The sequence below is a fragment of the Acidobacteriota bacterium genome, from assembly GCA_026707545.1.
Taxonomy (GTDB): domain Bacteria; phylum Acidobacteriota; class Thermoanaerobaculia; order Multivoradales; family Multivoraceae; genus Multivorans.
The window spans coordinates 40,929-60,549 of record JAPOWR010000005.1 but is presented as its reverse complement, the minus strand read 5'-3'; the positions used below and the strand labels follow the sequence as shown (position 1 = coordinate 60,549).

Here is a 19,621-nt window from a genome sequence, read left to right as displayed (position 1 = left end):
CCTTGCGCTTCGTCAGCACCGGCGGCCAAGCGCCGGCGGCGTCCCTGGGCCGCGCCCTGCTCGAGGGTCCGGCTCCGGACGGCGGCCTGTACGTTCCGGAGCACCTGGAGCCGCTGACGGCCGAGCAGTTGGCCCTGCTGAGACTGATGCCCCTGACCGGCATCTCGAGCATCCTCGGCAGCCGCCTGTTCGGCTCGGAAGTGCCGGAGGAAGACCTGGCCTCGCTGCTCGAAGACGCCCTCGACTTCCCCATCCCCCTCGTCCCGATCGAACCGGGCATCTTCTGCCTGGAGCTGTTCCACGGACCGACGCTGGCGTTCAAGGACATCGCGGCCCGGGTCATGGCCCGGCTCATGTCGCGCTTCGCCGATGCCGGGGGTCCGGACACCACCGTGATCGTGGCCACCAGCGGGGACACCGGAAGCGCCGTGGCGGACGCTTTCAGCGGTGTTGCCGGGTTCAGGGTCTGCGTCCTCTACCCCCGGGGTCTGGTGACCGAGGCCCAGCGGCGCCTGTTCACCACCCTGCACGGCAACGTGACCGCCGTGGCCGTCGCGGGGACCTTCGACGACTGTCAGCGCATGGCCCGGGCAGCGTTCGCCGACCGTGGACTGCGACGGCGGCGGCCTCTCGCATCCGCCAACTCGATCAACGTCGGCCGGCTGCTGCCGCAGGTCTTCTACTACTTCCACGCCTGGGCGCAGCTCCCGCCGGCACCTGCCGGCCAGGCCGACGGCCCGCTCATCTTCTCCACGCCGAGCGGCAACTTCGGCAACCTGACCGCCGGCCTGATCGCCAAGCGCATCGGTCTTCCCGTCTCGCGGTTCGTCGCGGCGACGAACGTGAACGACGTCGTCCCCGCGTACCTCGCCAGCGGCGAGTACCTGGCGCGCGCCTCGGTGGCGACGATCTCGAACGCGATGGACGTCGGCGATCCCAGCAACTTCGCCCGCATCCGGCACCTGTACTCCGACCGGCTCGACCCCCTCTCGGACCTGCGGCGCGACCTGGCGGGCCACTCCTTCGACGATCGGACCACGCGAACCGCGATGCGCGAGGTGTACGAGGACCGCGGCTACCTGCTGGACCCCCACACGGCGGTCGGCTACCTCGGCCTGAAGGACGAACTCGAAGCCCGGGGCGGCGGCACCGGGGTAGTGCTGGGGACGGCGCACCCGGCGAAGTTCGCGGACGTGATCCGGGACGCCGTCAGTGTGGCGCCGCCGGTACCGCCCGCGCTCGAACGCTGCGCGAACCTCCCCGAGCGGATCATCGAGATACCGGCCGAGGACGCGGCGCTGCGGGAGGTGCTGTTGGGCTAGGAGCTTGTGCCGCGCTAGAGCGCCGTGTAGACGAGCCCGTCCCTCTCCTCGGATCGCCTGTCCCCGGTTCGGCCCCAATCGGCCGGCGTGACGAGCCGGCCGTGCACTTCGAGCCCCGGCGGCAACTGAACTCCCGGCGCCACGATCGTGTCGCGGAGCAGGGCTCCATCGCCGATCCGGGCACCGGGCATCAGCAGACTCCGCTCCACCAGCGCGCCGGCGCCCAGGCGACAGCCGCTCTCAACCACGCTGTGCTTCACGGCCGCGCCCCTGCCGACCTTGACCCCCGGGGCAACGAAGCGCCCGCGCCGCCGACCGCGGCCGGCGGTCCGTCCCCAGTCGAGGGCTCCGTCCAGATAGCGACGCGGCGTGCCCAGGTCGTGCCAACGTCGACGGCAGCCGAAGCCGACGATCCGGGACCCCGCGCACAGGAGAGGCTGGTAGAGGCCTTCGACGATGTCGTTCGAGGGCGCTGGAGACGGAACGGCGTCCAGGACCCGGCGCGACAGGACGTGCAGCCCCTGGAAGGTCCGGCTCCGTCCGCGAACCGGGCCGAAGCGCAGGTCGCGGAGCCCGACGACGAGGCCGCGCCGATCGACCTCCACTCCGCCGCCCAGGCCCTCATCAGGAGCTCCACGGCCAATCTGCAGGGTGACGTCGGCTCCGCTCCTGCGGTGCCGGCCAAGCACCTCGCGTAGCGGCCAGCGGCAGAGCGAGTCGCCGTTCACGAGCACGATGTCGTCGCCCTCGGCCAGGAAGTCCCGAAGGTTGACGACCGCTCCCAGGGTCCCCAGCAGATCCCGCTCGAGGGCGAAGGTCAGGTCGATTCCGCGTTCGCCGGCTTCCGAGATGAGTCCCCGCCGCACGGACTCCGAAAGGTGGTGCAGGTTGACCGCGGTTTCGCACCCGGCGCGGTGGAGGATCTCGATCGTGCGCATCGCCACCGCTCGGCCGGCGACCGGTAGCAGCGGCTTGGCGAGCCCGCCGGTCAGCGGCCGGAGCCGTTCGCCCCGTCCGGCGCAGAGAACGAGCGCCCGCACCCGCCGGCCCTCGCGCCTCACTGCGTGAAGACCATGTCCCGCGGCAGATCCCCCCGGCCCTCGCGATAGGTCCGGTAGAGCGCCAGGTAGTCCTCCGGCACCGCCCGCCCGGCATCGAGACCGCAGCGCCGACAGACCTGCTCGATCCTGTCCGCCGGCACATCGCCGGCCATCTCCTCCACTTCGACGAAGCCGCCCATGGGGGTCCGGTCGAGCGCCACCTCGCAACCGAGCAGCCGCCACGTCTCACGGACCTTCTCGTACCGGGCGGCGACCGCGAATCCCAGGGACTGCAGCACGAGCCGGGCGGCCTCCGGGTCATCGACCGAGACCTCGTGTTCCAGTCGCTCCTTGACGCCGCCCTCAAAGCGCGGCGCCGACTTGAACGTCAGCCGGCTGCCGGCGCCGTCGGTGCGCAGACGAAGCAACTCGCCGCGGGACCGCAGCCTCTGGTCCACCGGCTGGTCGACTCGATCGAACACCAGGTTCCTTTCCAGCGAAGCCGGGCGGTGAGAAGCGGCGCCCGCCGCGACCAGCCGCTCCCGGACAGCGTCCAGGTCGCTCACGGGGATCTTGATCTCGCGCTCGTTCAAGCTCCCGGATCGACGGAACCCACCCGGTCGAGTACGCGAACGATCGTGCGAATGCCCTGGTAGAAGTTGACGAGGTCCATCTTCTCGTTCGGCGCGTGCAGCCGGTCGTCGGAGAGGCCGAATCCGATCAGCAGAACCGGCGCGGCCAGCACCTCCGACAGCGTCGAGACGATCGGAATCGAACCTCCTTCCCGAACCCGGACCGGAGCGCGGCCCCAGGCCTCCCCCACGCCCACGAGAGCCGCATCGACCAGCGGCCCTTCGAGGTCGACGAGTACCGGCGGGGCTCCGTTCAGGTGATCCACCTCCACCTCGATGCCGGGGGGAGCCGACGCTCGCAGGTGCTCGGCGAGGGCCCTGAAGATCCGATCCGGTTCCTGGTCGGGAACCAGGCGCATGGAGACCTTGGCGCCGGCGCGGTTGGCGATCACCGTCTTGGCGCCCGGGCCCTGATAGCCGCCCCAGATCCCGTTGACATCGCACGTCGGCCGGGCCCAGACCCTTTCCAGGGTCGTGTAGCCGGCCTCGCCCCACAAGGCGGTGGCGCCGATCTCGTCGCCGTACTTCGTCTCGTCGAACGGCAGCGCGGCGAACGCCGAGCGCTCGCCCGCGGCCAGTGGCCGCACGTCGTCGTAGAAACCGGGGATGAGAATCCGGCCGTCCTCCGGGTCGCGCAGCCCGGCCAGCATCGTCGCCAGGGCGTTGAGCGGATTCGCCACCGCGCCGCCGAACGTGCCGGAGTGGAGATCCCGGGCCGCTCCCCGGACCCGGACCTCGGTGTAGAGCAGCCCCTTCAGGCCGTAGAGAACGGAGGGCTGGCCCGGTCCGTACATCGAGGTGTCCGAGACCAGCGCCAGGTCGCAGCCGAGCCGTTCTGCTGCCGGACTCCGGACATAGGCCTCGATCGCCTCGCCGCCGCATTCCTCCTCGCCTTCGATCAGGAACTTCACGTTGACCGGCAGACTGCCGGTCTCCGCCATCAGCGCCTCGACCGCCTTGACGTGGGTGAACGACTGGCCCTTGTCGTCCGTGGCGCCGCGGGCCACGATCTGCTCGCCGCGCTCGCCGGTCTCGATGGTCGGCTCGAACGGGTCGTGACGCCACTCGTCCAGGGGGTCCACCGGCTGCACGTCGTAGTGGCCGTAGAACAGGACGGTGGGACGGCCGGGAGCGCCAAGCCACTCACCGTAGACCAGCGGATGGCCCGCGGTCTCGATGATCTCCGTGTCCAGGCCGGCGGCCTTCAGCCGTTCCTCGACGAATCCGGCGCAGCGCCGCACCTCTCCCGTGTAAGCCGGGTCCGTCGAGATGGACGGGATCCGGAGGTAGTCCTTCAACTGCTCGAGGCTGGCGCCGGTCTCCCGGTCCACCCTCTCCAGAACGGCGTCGATGCTCATTGCGGCTCTAGCCCGTTCCGCTCACTCGTCGTCGAAGCAGCGGCCGGTCTTCTCCCAGTCCGAGAGGAACTGGTTCAGACCGATGTCCGTCAGCGGGTGCCGGTAGAGCTGGCTCAGGGTCTTGAACGGCAGGGTGATCACATCCGCGCCCATCTCCGCCGAAAGGACGACGTGAACGGGATGGCGGGCGGAAGCAACCAGGACCTCGGTGCCGAAGTCGTAGTGGGAGTAGATCGCGATCACCTGCCGGATCAGGTCCATGCCGTCCTGGGCGATGTCGTCCAGCCGGCCAACGAAGGGTGAGATGTAGGCGGCTCCCGCCTTGCCCGCCAACAGAGCCTGGGACGGCGAGAAGCACAGGGTCACGTTGCAGAGAATGCCCTCGGCGGCCAGCCGGCGCACCGCGGTGAGTCCCGGCGGACCGAGCGGCACCTTGACCACCACGTTGTCGGCGAGGCCGGCCAGGCGGCGGCCCTGCTCGAGCATGCCTTCGAGGTCGGTGGCGAGCACTTCGCCGCTCACCGGACCCGGCACCAGCTCCGCGATCTCGCGAACCGTCGGCAGGTACGGCTTGCCCTGCTTGGCGATCAGGCTCGGGTTGGTCGTCACGCCGTCGACCATGCCCCACTCGAGGCCGGTCTCGATCTCCTTGATGTCCGCGGTGTCGAGAAAGAACTTCATGCGTGAATCTCTCCTGCGGCTCCTAGTTGATCGGCTCCGTGTCTTCGGCTCCGCCCCCGGCCTCGTCGGCGCCGTCCTCTTCGTCCTCCTCGCCGCGATCCGGAATCCGGGCCAGGGCGACGATGCGGTCGCCGTCGTCCAGGTCCATCACCTTGACGCCCTGGGTAGCGCGGCCGATCACGGACACGCTGCCTGCGTTGATGCGGATGATCTTTCCCTCGTGGGTGATCAGCATCAGCTCCGTGTCGTCGGCCACCTCGCGGACACCGACGACCGTGCCCGTCCGGTCCGAGACCTTGAGGTTGATGATCCCGAGCCCACCCCTCGACTGGCGGCGGTACTCGTCGAGCGCCGTCCGCTTGCCGAAGCCGTTCTCGCTGACGGTCAGCAGCGTCGTTTCCGGCGGCCGCGTCGACTCGTCGTCCCGCGCCGGCGGCAGCAGGCACTCCATCGAGACGACGCGGTCTCCGCGGCGCAGAGTGATCCCGCGCACGCCACGCGTCGCCCGACTGAGGGAGCGCAGATCGTTCTCGGGGAACCGGACCGAATAGCCCATCCGGGTGGCTAGCACGAGGTCGCTGCCGCCGTCGGTCAACTTCACCGTCAGCAGCCGGTCGCCCTCGTCGATCCGAACCGCGATGATGCCGCTTGCTCGGGGACGGGAATAGTGCGACAGCGCCGTTTTCTTCACCACGCCGGTCTCGGTGGCGAAGGTCAGGAACCGGTCTTCCGGGAACTCGCGGACCGCGACGGTAGCCGCGACTCCCTCGCCGCTGTCGAGCCGCAGCAGGTTGACGATCGCCTTGCCCCGCGCCGCCGGGCCCATCTGGGGGATCTGGTGCACCTTGAGCCAGTAGCAGTGTCCCCGGTCGGTGAACACGAGGACATAGCTGTGGGCCGAGGCGACGTAGAGCTGCTCCACGAAGTCGCCGTCCCGCGTCGCCATGCCGGTCCGGCCCTTGCCGCCGCGATGCTGGGAGCGGTACAGGCTGAGCGGGGAGCGCTTGACGTAGCCCGACCGCGTCACCGTGATCACCATGTCCTCGTCGGCGATCATGTCCTCGATCGTGATGTCCGAGGAGTAGGCCACGATCTCGGTGCGGCGCGGGTCGCTGTAGCGCTGTTCGATCGCGTCGAGTTCGCCCCGGATCTCGGCCAGCAACAGCTCGTCGGACCCCAGGATGGCGCGCAGTCGGCCGATCTCGGCGAGCAGCTCGCCGTACTCTTCCTGGATCTTCTCGCGCTCGAGTCCCGTCAACCGCTGCAGTCGCATGTCCAGGATCGCCTGCGCCTGGCGGTCGGTCAGGGCGAAGTTCGAGATCAGGCGCGTCCGCGCCTCCGGCGGCGTGTGGCTGGCCCGGATCGTGGCGATCACCTCGTCCAGGTGGTCGAGAGCGATGAGCAGACCCTCGAGGATGTGGGCGCGCAGCTCGGCCCGCGCCAGTTCGTAGCGGCATCGCCGGATGACGACCGTGCGGCGGTGGTCCAGGAAGTGGCGCAGCAACTCGCGCAGGGTCAGCACCTGGGGCTGGCTGTCGACGATCGCCAGCATGTTCATGCCGTAGCTGACCTGGAGCTTGGTCATCTTGTAGAGCGTGTTCAGGATGACCTCGGCGACCTCACCCCGCTTCAGGTCGATCACGATGCGGATGCCGTCGCGATCGGACTCGTCGCGAAGATCGCGGATGCCCTCGAGCTTCTTCTCGCGCACGAGTTCGGCGATCCGTTCGATCAGCCGCGCCTTGTTCACCTGGTAGGGAATCTCGGACACGATGATCGATTGGCGGTCCGAACCCCTGTCGACGATGTCGGCACGCGCCCGTACCTGGATCGAACCGCGGCCGGTCTCGTAGGCGCTGCGAATGCCGTCGCGCCCGTGGATGAATCCTCCCGTCGGGAAGTCCGGACCGGGAAGGATCTCCATCAACTCGTCCAGTGAGGCCTGAGGACGGTCGATCAGCAGCTTGACCGCCGCGATCGCTTCACCGAGGTTGTGGGGCGGGATGTTCGTCGCCATGCCGACCGCGATACCGGCGGAACCGTTGACCAGGAGGTTCGGGATGCGGGCCGGCAGGGGCGAGGGCTCCTGCTCCGAGCCGTCGTAGTTCGGTATCCAGTCGACCGTGTCCTTGTCGATGTCCTCGCGCAGCATCTCCTCGGCGATCCGGGTGAGGCGAACCTCCGTGTAGCGCATCGCGGCCGGGTTGTCGCCGTCGATCGAACCGAAGTTGCCCTGGCCGTCGACCAGGGGATAGCGCATGGAGAAGTCCTGCGCGAGACGCACCACCGTGTCGTAGATCGGACCGTCGCCGTGGGGGTGGTACTTGCCCATCACGTCGCCGACGATCCGGGCGGACTTCTTGTACGCGCGGCCGGCCGTGTTGCCGGCCTCCCACATGCCGTAGAGAACGCGCCGGTGAACCGGCTTCAGGCCATCCCGCACATCGGGCAGGGCACGGCCGATGATCACGCTCATCGCGTAATCGAGATAGCTCCGGCGCATCTCGCGCTCGAGCTGCACGGGCACGGTCTGGCGGCCTGACGCCGACTGCTCGGGGGGCGGCGTGGTGGGGGGCTCGTCCTTGGTCACGTTCGGCCGATCAGATGTCGAGGTTCGTGGCGTAGAGGGCGTTCTCCTCGATGAACTGCCGCCTGGGCTCCACCTTGTCGCCCATCAGCTTCACGAAGATCTCGTCCGTCGCCTCGTCCCGCTCGTTGTCGATCTCGACCAGCAGCATGCGGCGGCGCTCGGGGTCCATCGTGGTCTCCCAGAGCTGCCCCGGGTTCATCTCCCCCAGGCCCTTGTAGCGCTGGATGGCCAGACCCTTCTTCGCCGCGGCGAACAGGGAGTCGAGGGCCTCGTCCAGCGACTCCACTTCGCGGCTGTCCGTACTGGCGCCGTTCACCTGCTGGAGCAGGATCGAGGGTGCGTTCCATGCCTCGAGCGCCTCCCGATTCGCCACCAGGGAGCGGAACTCGGCGCCGGTCACGAGCTGCTCGTCGACCGTCACCTGGCGGTCCACGCCATCCCGTCGTGACCGGAAGCGAATCGCGAACAGCCCGTTCTCGCCGCCGGTCACGTCGACGTCGTGGAAGCCAGACGCCTCGATGATCTGCGCCACGTCCTGCAGGCGTTCGCGGTCACGCAGGCGGTCCCGGCCGGTGATTCCACCCCCAATGACCGCCCTCAGCGCGTCCGTCGGCACGCCTCGGGCGCTCAAGGACTCGAGGGTCCGCCGGAACGAAGCCAGACGGTCCAGCAGACGGCTCAGTCGATCGCCCCCGAACACGGTCGGATCGGAGGCATCATCGCTTCCCAGCGCCAGTTGCCAGCCCTTGCGGATGCGCCGCACGAGGTAGTCGTGGTACTCCTCGTCGTCCTTCAGATAGTTCGATTTTCGACCCTCGGTGACCTTGTAGAGCGGCGGCTGGGCGATGAACAGGTGGCCCCGGTCGATGATCTCCTTCATCTGGCGGTAGAAGAAGGTCAGGATGAGCGTCCGGATGTGGCTGCCGTCCACGTCCGCGTCGCACATGATGATCAGCTTGTGGTAGCGGAGACGGTCGATGTCGAAGTCCTCGGTACCAATGCCGGTGCCCAGCGCCTGGATCAGCGTCCTGATCTCCTCCGAGGACAGCATCTTGTCGAGGCGCGCCCGCTCGACGTTCAGGATCTTGCCCTTGAGCGGCAACACCGCCTGGAAGCGCCGGTCGCGCCCCTGTTTCGCGGAGCCGCCGGCTGAGTCGCCCTCGACCAGGAAGAGTTCCGCCATGGACGGATCCCGCTCGCTGCAGTCTGCCAGCTTGCCCGGCAGGTTCGAACTGTCCAGCGCACCCTTGCGCCGGGTGAGCTCGCGCGCCTTGCGGGCCGCCTCGCGCGCCCTGGCCGCTTCGACCACCTTCTCGACGATGCGCCGGGCATCGCGGGGGTTCTCCTCCAGGAATGCGGAGAGCTGCTCGCCGACCGTCGACTCGACCCAGCCGCGCACCTCCGAGGAAACCAGCTTCTCCTTGGTCTGGCTGGAGAACTTCGGATCCCGCACCTTGACCGAGACGATCGCAACCAGCCCTTCGCGGATGTCCTCGCCGGAGAGCTTCTCCTTGAGGTTCTTGCCGAGTCCCGAGGAAGCGACGTAGTTGTTGACCGTACGCGTCAGCGCCGAGCGCAGACCCGAAAGGTGGGTGCCGCCGTCCCGGTTGTTGATCGTGTTCGTGAAGCAGTGGATGCGTTCCTGGTAACTGTCGCTCCACTGCAGGGCGACCTCCACCGACTCGCTCGAGCCGTCTTCGCCCTGTTCGCCCCGGAGGTAGATCGGATCGGGATGCAGCGGCGTCTTGTTCCGGCTCAGGTGCGAGACGAAGCTGCTGATCCCGCCCTCGTACTCGAAGTTCGCCTGTTTGCCGGTCCGCTCGTCGACCAGCCGGATCGCGATGCCCCGATTCAGGAACGACAGCTCCCGCAGGCGCTGCGCGAGAGTCTGGTAGTCGAAGGTCAGCCGGGTGAACACCTCCGGATCGGGAGAGAACCGGATCCGGGTGCCGGTAGCCTTCGGCACCTCGAGATCGGAAACGGCCTCGATCGAGGCGACCGGCATTCCCCGGCTGTAGCCCTGCCGCCAGCGGTATCCGTCCCGGTCGATCTCCAGATCGAGTTCGACCGACAGGGCATTGACGACGGAGAGGCCTACGCCGTGCAGCCCGCCGGACACCTTGTAGGCGTTCTGGTCGAACTTCCCGCCCGAGTGGAGCTCGGTCATGATCACCTCGGCTGCGGAGCGCTGCTCGCCCTCGTGGAAGCCCACCGGTATGCCACGACCGTCGTCCCTCACGGAGACGCTGCCGTCGCCATGGATCACGACCTCTACCAGGTCACAGAAACCCGCCTGCGCCTCGTCGATCGCGTTGTCGACGAGCTCGAACACCATGTGGTGAAGACCCGAGCCGTCATCGGTGTCGCCGATGTACATTCCCGGCCGTTTCCGGACCGCTTCAAGGCCCTTGAGGACCTTGATGTCCTTGGCCGAGTACCCGGATTCAGCCACCGTCTGAACACCGCCTGTTCCGGCGTCCGCCATGTGCGGAAAACTATCACATGGGAGCGCCGGATCCCAGCTTCGGGAGCCGATTCAGCGTAATCTGTAAATGACTGAAAACAGGAAAGTTACGAGGACACGCAGCGAACGGATCCTGGGAGCTACAGGCGCATCGGCATGATCACGCAGAGGTAGCGCGAATCGGCGCCCTCGACGGGGTGTGCGACGCACTGGCTGTTCTCGTCCTTCAGCGCGAGTTCGACCCGGTCGGTATCGACCGCGCCCAGGAAGTCCCGAACGTAGGCGGGGTTCAGACCGATCTCCAGATTCTCCGCCTCATAGTCGCATTCGAGCGTCTCTTCGGCCTCGCCCAGGTCCGGATTCGACGACGACACGAGCAGCGACCTTTCATCGAACTTCAGCCTCACCATCGGGGCGCGGTCGCCGGTCAACAGCGAAACCCGATGGACGACCTCGGACAATTCCTGCCGGTCGAAGGACGCCTTCCTGTCGTTGTCCTTCGAGATGACCTTCTCGTAGTCCGGGAAGGTGCCCTCGAGGATGCGACAGGTCAACTCGCGCCGACCGATCACGAAGGCGAGATGATGCTCGCTGCGGCGGAACGTCGCGCTCTCGTCACTGTCGAAGCGCATCAACTCCAGCAGCGCCTTGCGCGGAGCCAGCACGCCGTCCGCCTCGGCGACGCCCGGCATCTCCGCCTCGATCAGGGCCAGACGATGGCCGTCCGTGGCCACCAGTTCGACGGCGCCATCCTTCAGCTTGAGCAACGCGCCGTTCAACTGGAACCGCGACTCTTCGGCGGAGACCGCGAAGATGACCTTGCCGATCATCCGCTTGAGGTCGGCAAATGGCGCCTCGAAGGTCGCGGAAGCCGAGTCGGGATCGACTCCGGCAAGGGTCGGAAAGTCCTCCGCCGAGAGACCGTTGACGCGGAATCGCGAGGAACCGGCGACGATGTGGAGAGAGTTCGACTCCCCCGTCGACAGTTCCACCGCGCCGTCGCCGAGGGCGCGGACGATTTCCAGAAGCTTGCGCGCCTGAACGGCTGTGGCGCCCGGTTCACAGGACCCTTCCTCGGCTGCACACGAGGACGTGAGCGAAACATCGAGGTCGGTGGCCGCCAGTTCCAGCCGGTTGTCGCGGACCCGCAACAGGAGATGGGACAAGACCGGAATCGTGGATCTGCTCTCGACGATGCCGCGCATCGCAGCGAGCTCGGTCAGCAGTTCTCTCCGTTCAACCCTGGTCTTCATCTACGCTCTCCTCAGGGAGTCAATATACACCATCCAAGTTGCCGTAGAAGGCCATGGAAACGGCTGTGCATCTGTTATCTAAACCATTCAAAACACAAAGGTTACAGGTAGAGATCCCTGTCGGTAAGCGGCGGACTCGGCGGCGGACTCGCTGTGCATTTCAGCGCCGTGCCGTGCTCGGGTCGGATCCGGATCGACCTGGGTCCGCAGAAGGGCCGAAGCGGACGCCCTGTGAATCCACCGCCGCCGCGCAGTTTGCTCCAGGGCGGATCCGCCGCGATTCCGCAGGATGTTCGGTGGCGGGCGGCGCCGGGAACCGTCCGCGGGAGTTGGCGTCGCCTCAACCGAGTTGACGGGTGAAGCGTTCCAGCTGAGCGGCGAGGCGCTCGTCTTCGGAGCGACGGCGCTCGATCTGCTCGACGGAGTACATCACCGTAGAGTGATGCTTGCCGTTGAACAGCCTGCCGATTTCCGGATAGGACATCTGGGTCAGCCGTTTGCAGAGGTACATCGCGATCTGCCGGGGATACGTGATCTGCCGCGAGTTGCTCTTGCTCTTGATCTCGCGCACCTTGAGCCCGTAGTGATGGGCTACCAGCTTGACGATCTGCGCGGAAGACACCGGCCGGTCCTGTTCCGGAAGCACATCGCGGAGGGCCTCCTTCGCGAAGTCCAGGTCGAGACGCGCGCCCGAGAGCGACGCGAAGGCGGTGACGCGGTTGAGCAGCCCTTCGAGTTCGCGCACGTTGGAGTGCACCTGGCGGGCGATGAACAGGGCGACGTCGGTATCGAGATCGAGGCCCTGCACCTGCCGGGCCTTGCGTTGGAGAATGGCGACCTTCGTCTCCAGGTCCGGGGGCTGGATGTCCGCGAGCAGACCGGAGCCGAAACGACTGCGGAGCCGCTCTTCCATGTCGGCGAGGTCCCGCGGCTGCGCGTCGGACGTGACGATGATCTGCTTCTGGCGCGTGTAGAGCACGTTGAAGGTGTGGAAGAACTCCTCCTGCGAACGCTCCTTCTTGGCCAGGAACTGGATGTCGTCCACCAGAAGCACATCGATCGTGCGGTAGCGCTCGCGGAAGGCTGGCATCCTCTCGAAGCGGATCGACGTGATCAGATCGTTGACGAAGTCCTCGGCTGCCAGATAGACGACGCGCGTACCGGGCAGGGTACGGCGGAGCCGGTTGCCGATCGCGTGCAGGAGGTGGGTCTTGCCCAGGCCCACGCCGCCGTAGAGGAAGAGGGGGTTGTAGGCGATTCCGGGCTTCTCCGCCACCGCCTGCGACGCGGCGCCTGCGAACCGGTTCGAGTTGCCGATCACGAACGAGTCGAAGCGGTACTGGGGATTGAGGGAACTCCCGCTGGGCACGGCGTCCTCGGCAGCCGGCGTCTTCGGGGGACTCGGCGCGGGCCGCGCCGCCTCCTTGATGGAGTCGCTGCTCTTGAAGAGAACCTCGAACGTAGGCCCCTTGAGATCGGCGATCGCCCAGTCGACGATCGGCCGGAAGCCCTCCTCCAGCGCCGCGACGAAGCGGGAGTTCGGCGCTTCGAGGACCAGCCGCTCCGCGTCCTCGGAAGCGACCCGGAGTGGGTGGAACCAGGTCCGGAACTCCTCTGGCGGCAGGTCCGCGCGCAGCTGGCGGCGTAGAGTCGGCCAAACGGAACTAGGCATGCCGCACACTCCGTTCAGCGCCGTCCGGCGCCAGCCCCCCTTTGTCCTTCCTGTTCCCCTTCCCGAGACGCACCGATCCCCCCGACTCCAGATCCGCGCTCACCACCTCTGTCCTAGACGTTTGCTAGGGACAAGCCGCTCCGTAGAGCTATGTTCCGCAGCTTTTCCGCACAGTGTGGAAAAACTCGGGACGACCGGCGCCGAAACTGGCGGTTCTCGGCCAAGCAGGCGTCCAGTGGTTTCAGGCCGGGCGGTCTCCGTTGCGCGAGAAGGGCAGGATAGCAGCGGGCCCACGCGGGAACAAGAGGTTTCGGACCACTTTCTTCATCTTTTCTTGACGGTCGGTCGGCCGGCCGGCGGCCTCGGTCGGCCTAGGTTCTGACACATGTTGCAGTTAGTCCCTCCGGAGCAGCTCAGGGACGGGCTCCTGGACTGGTTTGACCGCTGGCGCCGCGACTTGCCGTGGCGGCGATCCGAGGATCCCTATGAAGTGCTGGTTGCGGAAGTCATGCTCCAGCAGACCCGCAGCGAGGTCGTGGTGTCGCGCTATCCGGGCTTCCTCGAGGCCTTCCCGACGCTCGATGCGATGGCCGAAGCCGCGGTCGAGGAGGTGGAGGCAGCCTGGTCGGGCCTCGGCTACTACCGCCGGGCGCGGAACCTCCATCGCGCGGCCCGCATCCTGGCCCGACGGGCCGAGCTTCCCGGAAGCGCCGCGGAATGGAGTGAGTTGCCCGGCGTGGGCCCTTACACGTCCGCGATGCTCGCCAGCCGGCTGGACGGTGAATGCGTGCCGGTGCTCGACGGCAACGTGGAGCGGGTGCTGAGCCGGTTTCTGGCTTCCCCGCTGCCGCCGAAGCGGGCGGAGGCCCGACGTGGCCTGCTGGCGACCGCGGCGAGGCTCCTGGACCCGGAACGCCCCGGCCATTCGAATCAGGCCTTGATGGAGGTGGGATCGCTCGTCTGCCGGCACAGGCGCCCGGACTGCGACGCCTGTCCGCTTTCTCCGGGGTGTGCGGCCTTCAGGACCGCCGGATTGGATCCCCGGGACTACCCGGCCGCGGCCCCGCGTCGGGATCGAGAAAACGTCTACTGCTTCACGGCCGTGGTCAGGGAAGGTCCCGGCCTGCTACTGCACCGCCGGCCCGATGACGCGGAGTGGCTGGCCGGCCGCTGGCATCTGCCGACGGTCGAGCTCGGGCGGGGGGACGAGTCCCTGGGCGAAGCGGCGGCGCAGCTGGGCGAGGCGTTCGGTGGCGACTGGGAGTGCGAGGACGGCGCCGTGGTTCGTCACGCGGTCACCTATCGGGACTTCTACGTTCGTGTGGCTGCCGCCCACTGGCGGCCGGAAGCGGGGCGCGAGGAGCCCGGCTCGGGATCGGCCGGGGGTGAACTAGGGTGGTTCGCTCCGGAGGAGATCGACGATCTGCCGACCTCGTCGCTGCTCCCCAAGTCGTTGGCCTCAATCCCCATACACTCCGGGCCATGACGACGGCCACCGAGGAACGGCAGCCGATTCCCTTCGTCGACCTGGCCGCACAGTCGAGGCGGCTGCGGCCGGAGATCGACCGGCGGATCGCGGCCGTCCTCGACCATGGCCGCTACGTCATGGGACCCGAGGTCGAGGAACTGGAGGCCGAGTTGGGCCGGCTCGGTGGCGCGCCGGCGGTCGCCGTATCCAGCGGGTCGGACGCCCTGCTGATCGCCCTGCTCGCACTAGGCGTCGGCCGCACCGAGGGGCGGCGCGACGCGGTGTTCGTTCCTTCCTTCACGTTCACGGCGACGGCGGAAGTCGTCCTGCTCGCGGGCGCCGTCCCGGTGTTCGTCGACGTCCGGGAGGACGACTTCCTGCTCGACATGGGGTCCCTCGAGCGGGAGTTCGAGAGGCTCGAGCGGACCGGCGGCGCCGTCCCCAGGGCGGTGATCACCGTCGACCTGTTCGGCCAGCCGATGCCCGGGCAGCCGCTGGCCGACTGGGCGGCTTCAAGGGGGCTGGAGGTCGTCTCGGATGCCGCCCAGAGCTTCGGTGCCCGTCGCGGAGGCCGGCCGGCCGGATCGCTCGCCGCCTTGACGACCACCAGCTTCTACCCCGCCAAGCCGCTCGGAGCCTACGGCGACGCCGGCGCGATCTTCTCCAGGGAACCAGCCGTCGTCGAGGTGGTGCGGTCGATGCGCGAACACGGCCAGAGCGCCGACCGCTACGACATCGTGCGCCTGGGGATGAACGGCAGGCTGGACACCCTGCAGGCTGCCGTTCTCCTGGCGAAACTGACGATCTTCGATCAGGAACTGGCCGCTCGCCGCGCCGTCGCCGCCGGCTACACCAGAAGGCTGGGCGAGGTGTCGGCGTCGATGCGCACGCCGTGGCGCGTCGCCGTGCCGGCGTGCGAACCCGAGGTCGAGTCGAGTTGGGCCCAGTACACCCTGCGCGTGGACGACGCGGACGGAAGGCCGTCCGCACCGACCCGAGACGCTCTGCGTGCACACCTCGCACGCGCCGGCATTCCGACCGCGGTCCACTACCCGCTGCCGATGCACCTGCAGCCGGCGTACGAACGCCATGGCCGCGGTCCGGGATCGCTGCCGGTCAGCGAGAGCCTGGCCCACCGGGTCGTCAGCCTGCCCATGCACCCCTACCTCGACGAGTCGACGCTCGACCGCATCTGCGAGCGCATCGCGACCGCGTAGCTTCGGGCTGCACCCGCCCAGTCGGGGCCGGAGGGGTCAGCTCCCAGGTGCCTCTGAACGAGCGACGCCCGACGACATAGCAGCCACCGACGACGAACCGGAGCGAGTGAAGCGGAGTGAGCGCCACCCCCTTACATCTCCAATCAAGCGCTCACGTCACCCTGGGAGCTGACCCCTCCGGCCCCAAGACGGGCGGGGGCCGCGCAACGCCCTGCCCACGGGCTCCGGACGGGCGGGTGCCCAGCTACAACGAGCGGCGGCCGGCCAGGGACCGCGCCAGGGTGACCTGGTCGGCGTAGTCGATGTCGCCGCCGACGGGGAGGCCGAAGGCGAGGCGGGTGACGCGGACGCCGCGGCGGGCGAGTAGGTTAGCCAGGTAGAGGGCCGTTGCTTCGCCTTCGACGTTCGGGTTCATCGCCAGGATGGCTTCTTCGATGCCGTCGAGGCGCTCCAGGAGGGAGGCGACCGTCAGCTCATCCGGTCCCACGCCCCGTTGGGGCGAAAGAGAGCCCAGAAGGGCGTGGTAGACGCCGTGGAACTCGCCGGTGCGCTCGATGGGCTCGATGTTGAACGGCTCCTCGACGACGCAGAGCTTGGTCTGGTCGCGCTGCGGGTCGTTGCAGATCGAGCAGGGATCCACCGCGGTGATCTGGTGACAGGTGGAGCAGTGGATCATGCGGTCCTTGACGTCGATGACCGCCTGTGCGAGCGCTTCGGCTCGGCTCCGGTCGACGCGGAGCAGATGGTGCGCCAGTCGCCGGGCGGTCTTCGGGCCGATGCCCGGCAGGCGTGAGAGCTCCTCTACGAGGCTGGAGAGCGGATCGGCCGGCATCACGTCAGGCCGGGAATCCCGGCGGCCATGCCGCCGAGACGTTGGCCCACGTACTCGTTCACCTTGCGTCCAGCTTCGTTGACGGCGGCCTGCACCAAGTCCTGGACCATGCCCGCATCCTCAGGGTCCAGGACTTCCGGATCGATGTGAACGCCCAGGACCTCCTTTTCGCCGTTCATGCGCACCTCGACCATGCCGCCGCCGACACTGGCGGTGAACTCGGCTGCCGCCAGATCGCGCTGCATCTGCTGCTGCATTTCCTGGGCTTGCCGCATCAGCTTCTGGATGTTCATCGTGGACGTTCCTTGTCGGGTTTGAACTCGGAGGGTCAGTGGGTCCGTGGCCTTACGTCGACCACGCGGCCGCCGAAGATATCGAGCACCGCGCGCACGGTCGGGTTCTCCTCCGCGGTCCGGCGCGCCTTCTCGCTTGGCTGGGGGCCGCCGCGGCCCTCGGATCGCCGGTGTGGGCGGCCTGGCGCCGTTTCCCGCGCCGGCCTCGGCGGGTTGGTCCGTGGGGCGCGACCGGCCGGGGAAGGGGCGTCTTCTCGCGCGCCGGGCGCGGCGCCAGTCGTCTTCCAGTCGGCATCGGGGCCCAGGACGGCGCGGGCGGCGTCCTTCAGTTGGGCCGCCTTCGAGGCGTCGCGAAGCGCCTCCTCGAGGGCCGGAACCGCGGTGACGACGAGTGTGCTGCCCTGCACCGTGAACCCGGCCTTGTGAAAGTCGAGCAGGCCGGCCAGGGAAGGATGCCTGGAAGCCAGGAGACGCTGGATCTCGTCGCCGGTGCCCGCGGAGCCTGCCGGGCCGTCGGCGCCGGACGCACCCGGCGGACCCTGCGCAGGCGCACCGGGTGGAGCAGTCGATTCCGTCGCGGCGGGAAGGGCGTCCGGCAGCGTGGCCCCGAGTCGCTCGATCCGGACGAGTCTCGGCAACTCGGCGGCGCGGAGCCGGGCGACCTCCAGCGCCAGACCGGGAGCGTCGGCGCGCCGCACGACCGTTTCGCTGCTGAGCAGCAGATGCAGCAGCCGGAGCAGGTTCTCGTAGCCTGCATCTGCCGCCACCCGAGCGAGTTCCTTCGCGGCTTCGCCGGGAAGATCGACCTGCTCGGGGTCGAGACCCTGCGCCAGGTGAAGGGCGCTGCGCAGGAAGCCCAGGAAGTGGGTGAACACCTGCCGCGGATCGCTGCCCCCGTCCTCGATCGAGCGGATCGTCAGCGACACCTGGGCTCCGTCGCCGGCCAGGATCGCCGAAAGAAGGGTGGAGAGCAGTTTCGTGTCGATTCCGCCCAGCAGCCGGCCGACATCCTCGTCGGCCAGCTTCCCATCGCCGAACGTGGCGAGCTGGTCGAGGAGGGCGACCGCGTCGCGCACACTGCCCTCGGAGGCGCGTGCGATCAGGTGCAGGGTCGCCCGGCTGGCCTCGATTCCCTCCGCTTCGCAGATCCTGGTCAGGTGGGCCACCATCTCCCTGGCTGCGACGCGCCGGAAGTGGAACTCCTGACAGCGGGAGAGGACAGTCGCGGGCACCTTCTCGATCTCGGTCGTCGCGAAGATGAATGTCAGGTGCGGCGGCGGCTCCTCGACGATCTTCAGCAACGCGTCGAAGGCCGAGCCCGAGAGCCGGTGGATCTCGTCCAGGACGACGACCTTGTAGCGGTCGCGCGCGGGGCCGTACTTCAGGCTCTCGGTGAGGTCGCGGACCTGGTCGACCTTGGAGTAGGTGGCGGCGTCGATCTCGAGAACGTCCAGGTCGCCCCCCTGCGTGATCTCGGCGCAGACGGGGCACTCGTTGCACGGCTCGGCGGCCGGCGCAGCGGCGGAACCGTCGGGGCCGACGCAGTTCAGCGCCTTTGCGAGGACCCTGGCCGCCGTCGTCTTGCCGACGCCGCGGATGCCCGAGAACAGGTAGGCCTGGGCGATCCGCCCTTCGCGCAGGGCGTTTCCCAGCGCGGTCACGATGGCCTCCTGGCCGACCAGCTCCGCGAACCTCTGGGGGCGCCACTTGCGCGCCAGCGCCTGGTACGTCACGGCCGGCCGCTGGAGGGAGAAGTCAATGAAGGGTTCCGGCTGTACTGCGCCCTCGAAACGAACACCCTATCGCTGCTCCCTTCCGGGCCTGACGAGGTTCGGGGCCGGTCGATTCACAGGGCCCGAACCCTTCGGTCACCTCTCGATCCCGCGTCCGTGCGTAGAGACGGGGAATCGACCGGAATGGTAGCAGCCCGCGTCGCCTGGCGGACGGTCTGGATGCCGCGCGGGAACGGATGCTGCTACGGTTGCTCGCCGACTGGATGGAGGGTCTCCGGGTGGACGATCGAACTGCCATGGGGTTGGCTCTCGAGGAGGCCCGGCTCGCGGCTGCCGCCGGTGAGGTTCCGGTGGGCGCGGTGGTCGTGCGCGACGGAGAGGTGGTCGGCCGTGGCCACAACCGCAGGGAGTCCTGGGGCGACCCGATGGCCCATGCCGAGATGATCGCACTGGCTCAGGCAGCCGCCCGCCAGAACGGCTGGCGACTGGAGGGCTGCGCCGTGTACACGACGCTCGAGCCCTGCGCGATGTGCGCCGGGGCGATGGTCAACGCCCGCGTGGAGCGACTCGTGTTCGGGGCGCGGGATCCGAAGGGCGGCTACTGCGGCTCGGTCGGCGATGTCGTCCGTGAACCGAGACTGAATCACCAAATCGCGGTATGCTCCGGCGTCCTGGCGGAGGAGAGCTCAGCTTTGTTGCGCGCGTTCTTCCGGCGTCTACGGTCGAGCGGGCTTTTCGTTTGAGGGAGAGGTGACCGAGTGGTCGAAGGTGCATGCCTGGAAAGCATGTGTAGGGGCAACTCTACCGTGGGTTCGAATCCCACCCTCTCCGCCATTCTGGGGCTGGAGAAGGTGAAGGCGCACCAAGAGGCCTGGGAACGAGGAGAGGTGCCAGAGTGGTCGAATGGGGCGGTCTCGAAAACCGTTGACCGTGCGAGCGGTCCGTGGGTTCGAATCCCACCCTCTCCGCCACGCCCTAGGCCCCGCCGGGCGGTCTCACGAGAACTCCTGGACCGTTTGCGCGATCCGTGGGTTCGAATCCCACCCTCTCCGCCATGCCACACCCT

The 19,621-nt window shown here is 68.2% G+C and carries 15 protein-coding genes, 2 tRNA genes and 1 other RNA gene; 6 read left to right on the top strand and 12 right to left on the bottom strand.

The genetic code is table 11. The annotated features are described in order from the left end of the window. Positions 1–2 precede the first annotated feature (2 nt). Positions 3–1,322 (top strand): threonine synthase, encoded by a 1,320-nt coding sequence (thrC, locus tag OXG83_16335; GenBank protein MCY3966595.1) that lies wholly within the window; start codon positions 3–5, stop codon positions 1,320–1,322. Positions 1,323–1,336: 14 nt separating this feature from the next. Here thrC and OXG83_16330 read toward each other — a convergent pair whose 3' ends face one another. The 8 genes from OXG83_16330 to dnaA all read right to left on the bottom strand — a co-directional run bounded on the left by OXG83_16330 (position 1,337) and on the right by dnaA (position 13,012). Beyond that, positions 1,337–2,383 (bottom strand): NDP-sugar synthase, encoded by a 1,047-nt coding sequence (locus OXG83_16330; GenBank protein ID MCY3966594.1) that lies wholly within the window; start codon positions 2,381–2,383, stop codon positions 1,337–1,339. Next, positions 2,380–2,955, bottom strand: coding sequence for a class IV adenylate cyclase (locus tag OXG83_16325; protein MCY3966593.1), 576 nt, complete (start codon positions 2,953–2,955; stop codon positions 2,380–2,382). Before OXG83_16325 ends, OXG83_16330 begins: the two co-directional genes overlap by 4 nt. Further along, positions 2,952–4,352: a dipeptidase gene (locus OXG83_16320; GenBank protein ID MCY3966592.1), complete on the bottom strand. Its 1,401-nt coding sequence runs from the start codon at positions 4,350–4,352 to the stop codon at positions 2,952–2,954. Before OXG83_16320 ends, OXG83_16325 begins: the two co-directional genes overlap by 4 nt. A gap of 21 nt (positions 4,353–4,373) precedes the next feature. Beyond that, a complete protein-coding gene (gene fsa, locus OXG83_16315; protein MCY3966591.1) occupies positions 4,374–5,033 on the bottom strand; it encodes a fructose-6-phosphate aldolase in 660 nt (219 codons plus the stop codon). A 22-nt stretch (positions 5,034–5,055) separates the two neighbouring features. Further along, complete coding sequence (gyrA, locus tag OXG83_16310; protein ID MCY3966590.1) at positions 5,056–7,560, bottom strand: DNA gyrase subunit A; 2,505 nt, start codon at positions 7,558–7,560, stop codon at positions 5,056–5,058. 73 nt (positions 7,561–7,633) lie between these two features. Continuing rightward, positions 7,634–10,075 carry a DNA topoisomerase (ATP-hydrolyzing) subunit B gene (gene gyrB / locus OXG83_16305; GenBank protein ID MCY3966589.1) on the bottom strand — a complete coding sequence of 814 codons (2,442 nt, stop codon included), beginning with the start codon at positions 10,073–10,075 and terminating at the stop codon, positions 7,634–7,636. A 152-nt stretch (positions 10,076–10,227) separates the two neighbouring features. Beyond that, entirely contained in the window at positions 10,228–11,340 is a 1,113-nt protein-coding gene (gene dnaN, locus OXG83_16300; protein ID MCY3966588.1) for a DNA polymerase III subunit beta, read from the bottom strand. A gap of 340 nt (positions 11,341–11,680) precedes the next feature. Beyond that, positions 11,681–13,012: a chromosomal replication initiator protein DnaA gene (dnaA, locus tag OXG83_16295; protein MCY3966587.1), complete on the bottom strand. Its 1,332-nt coding sequence runs from the start codon at positions 13,010–13,012 to the stop codon at positions 11,681–11,683. Positions 13,013–13,397: 385 nt separating this feature from the next. Here dnaA and OXG83_16290 point away from each other — a divergent pair, with 385 nt between their 5' ends. Together OXG83_16290 and OXG83_16285 are read left to right on the top strand one after the other, a co-directional pair. Continuing rightward, the gene (locus tag OXG83_16290) at positions 13,398–14,498 is read left to right on the top strand and encodes an A/G-specific adenine glycosylase (protein MCY3966586.1); all 1,101 of its coding nucleotides are present in this window, start codon (positions 13,398–13,400) and stop codon (positions 14,496–14,498) included. 26 nt (positions 14,499–14,524) lie between these two features. Continuing rightward, on the top strand, positions 14,525–15,697 hold the full coding sequence (locus tag OXG83_16285) for a DegT/DnrJ/EryC1/StrS family aminotransferase (GenBank protein MCY3966585.1): 1,173 nt from the start codon (positions 14,525–14,527) through the stop codon (positions 15,695–15,697). 244 nt (positions 15,698–15,941) lie between these two features. Here OXG83_16285 and recR read toward each other — a convergent pair whose 3' ends face one another. From recR to ffs, 4 genes are all read right to left on the bottom strand, one after another. Next, positions 15,942–16,529 carry a recombination mediator RecR gene (gene recR, locus OXG83_16280; GenBank protein MCY3966584.1) on the bottom strand — a complete coding sequence of 196 codons (588 nt, stop codon included), beginning with the start codon at positions 16,527–16,529 and terminating at the stop codon, positions 15,942–15,944. Next, positions 16,529–16,822 carry a YbaB/EbfC family nucleoid-associated protein gene (locus OXG83_16275; GenBank protein ID MCY3966583.1) on the bottom strand — a complete coding sequence of 98 codons (294 nt, stop codon included), beginning with the start codon at positions 16,820–16,822 and terminating at the stop codon, positions 16,529–16,531. The genes recR and OXG83_16275 overlap by 1 nt, the downstream gene beginning before the upstream one ends. A gap of 35 nt (positions 16,823–16,857) precedes the next feature. Further along, complete coding sequence (dnaX, locus tag OXG83_16270; protein ID MCY3966582.1) at positions 16,858–18,555, bottom strand: DNA polymerase III subunit gamma/tau; 1,698 nt, start codon at positions 18,553–18,555, stop codon at positions 16,858–16,860. A gap of 29 nt (positions 18,556–18,584) precedes the next feature. After that, an RNA gene (gene ffs / locus OXG83_16265) (signal recognition particle sRNA small type) lies at positions 18,585–18,683 on the bottom strand. A 135-nt stretch (positions 18,684–18,818) separates the two neighbouring features. Here ffs and tadA point away from each other — a divergent pair. The 3 genes from tadA (at position 18,819) to OXG83_16250 (ending at position 19,526) form a co-directional block, all read left to right on the top strand. Continuing rightward, the gene (gene tadA / locus OXG83_16260) at positions 18,819–19,298 is read left to right on the top strand and encodes a tRNA adenosine(34) deaminase TadA (GenBank protein ID MCY3966581.1); all 480 of its coding nucleotides are present in this window, start codon (positions 18,819–18,821) and stop codon (positions 19,296–19,298) included. 1 nt (position 19,299) lies between these two features. Then, positions 19,300–19,389: transfer RNA gene (locus OXG83_16255), tRNA-Ser, on the top strand. Between the two features lie 47 nt (positions 19,390–19,436). Beyond that, positions 19,437–19,526, top strand: a tRNA-Ser gene (locus OXG83_16250). The last annotated feature ends 95 nt before the right edge of the window (positions 19,527–19,621 follow it).

Bases quoted from the DNA above. Each gene is read 5' to 3' on its own strand.
- OXG83_16320 (MCY3966592.1), bottom strand. From the start codon at position 4,352: ATGAGCATCGACGCCGTTCTGGAGAGGGTGGACCGGGAGACCGGCGCC.
- fsa (MCY3966591.1), bottom strand. From the start codon at position 5,033: ATGAAGTTCTTTCTCGACACCGCGGACATCAAGGAGATCGAGACCGGC.
- dnaN (MCY3966588.1), bottom strand. From the start codon at position 11,340: ATGAAGACCAGGGTTGAACGGAGAGAACTGCTGACCGAGCTCGCTGCG.
- dnaA (MCY3966587.1), bottom strand. From the start codon at position 13,012: ATGCCTAGTTCCGTTTGGCCGACTCTACGCCGCCAGCTGCGCGCGGAC.
- OXG83_16290 (MCY3966586.1), top strand. From the start codon at position 13,398: ATGTTGCAGTTAGTCCCTCCGGAGCAGCTCAGGGACGGGCTCCTGGAC.
- recR (MCY3966584.1), bottom strand. From the start codon at position 16,529: ATGCCGGCCGATCCGCTCTCCAGCCTCGTAGAGGAGCTCTCACGCCTG.
- OXG83_16275 (MCY3966583.1), bottom strand. From the start codon at position 16,822: ATGAACATCCAGAAGCTGATGCGGCAAGCCCAGGAAATGCAGCAGCAG.
- tadA (MCY3966581.1), top strand. From the start codon at position 18,819: ATGGAGGGTCTCCGGGTGGACGATCGAACTGCCATGGGGTTGGCTCTC.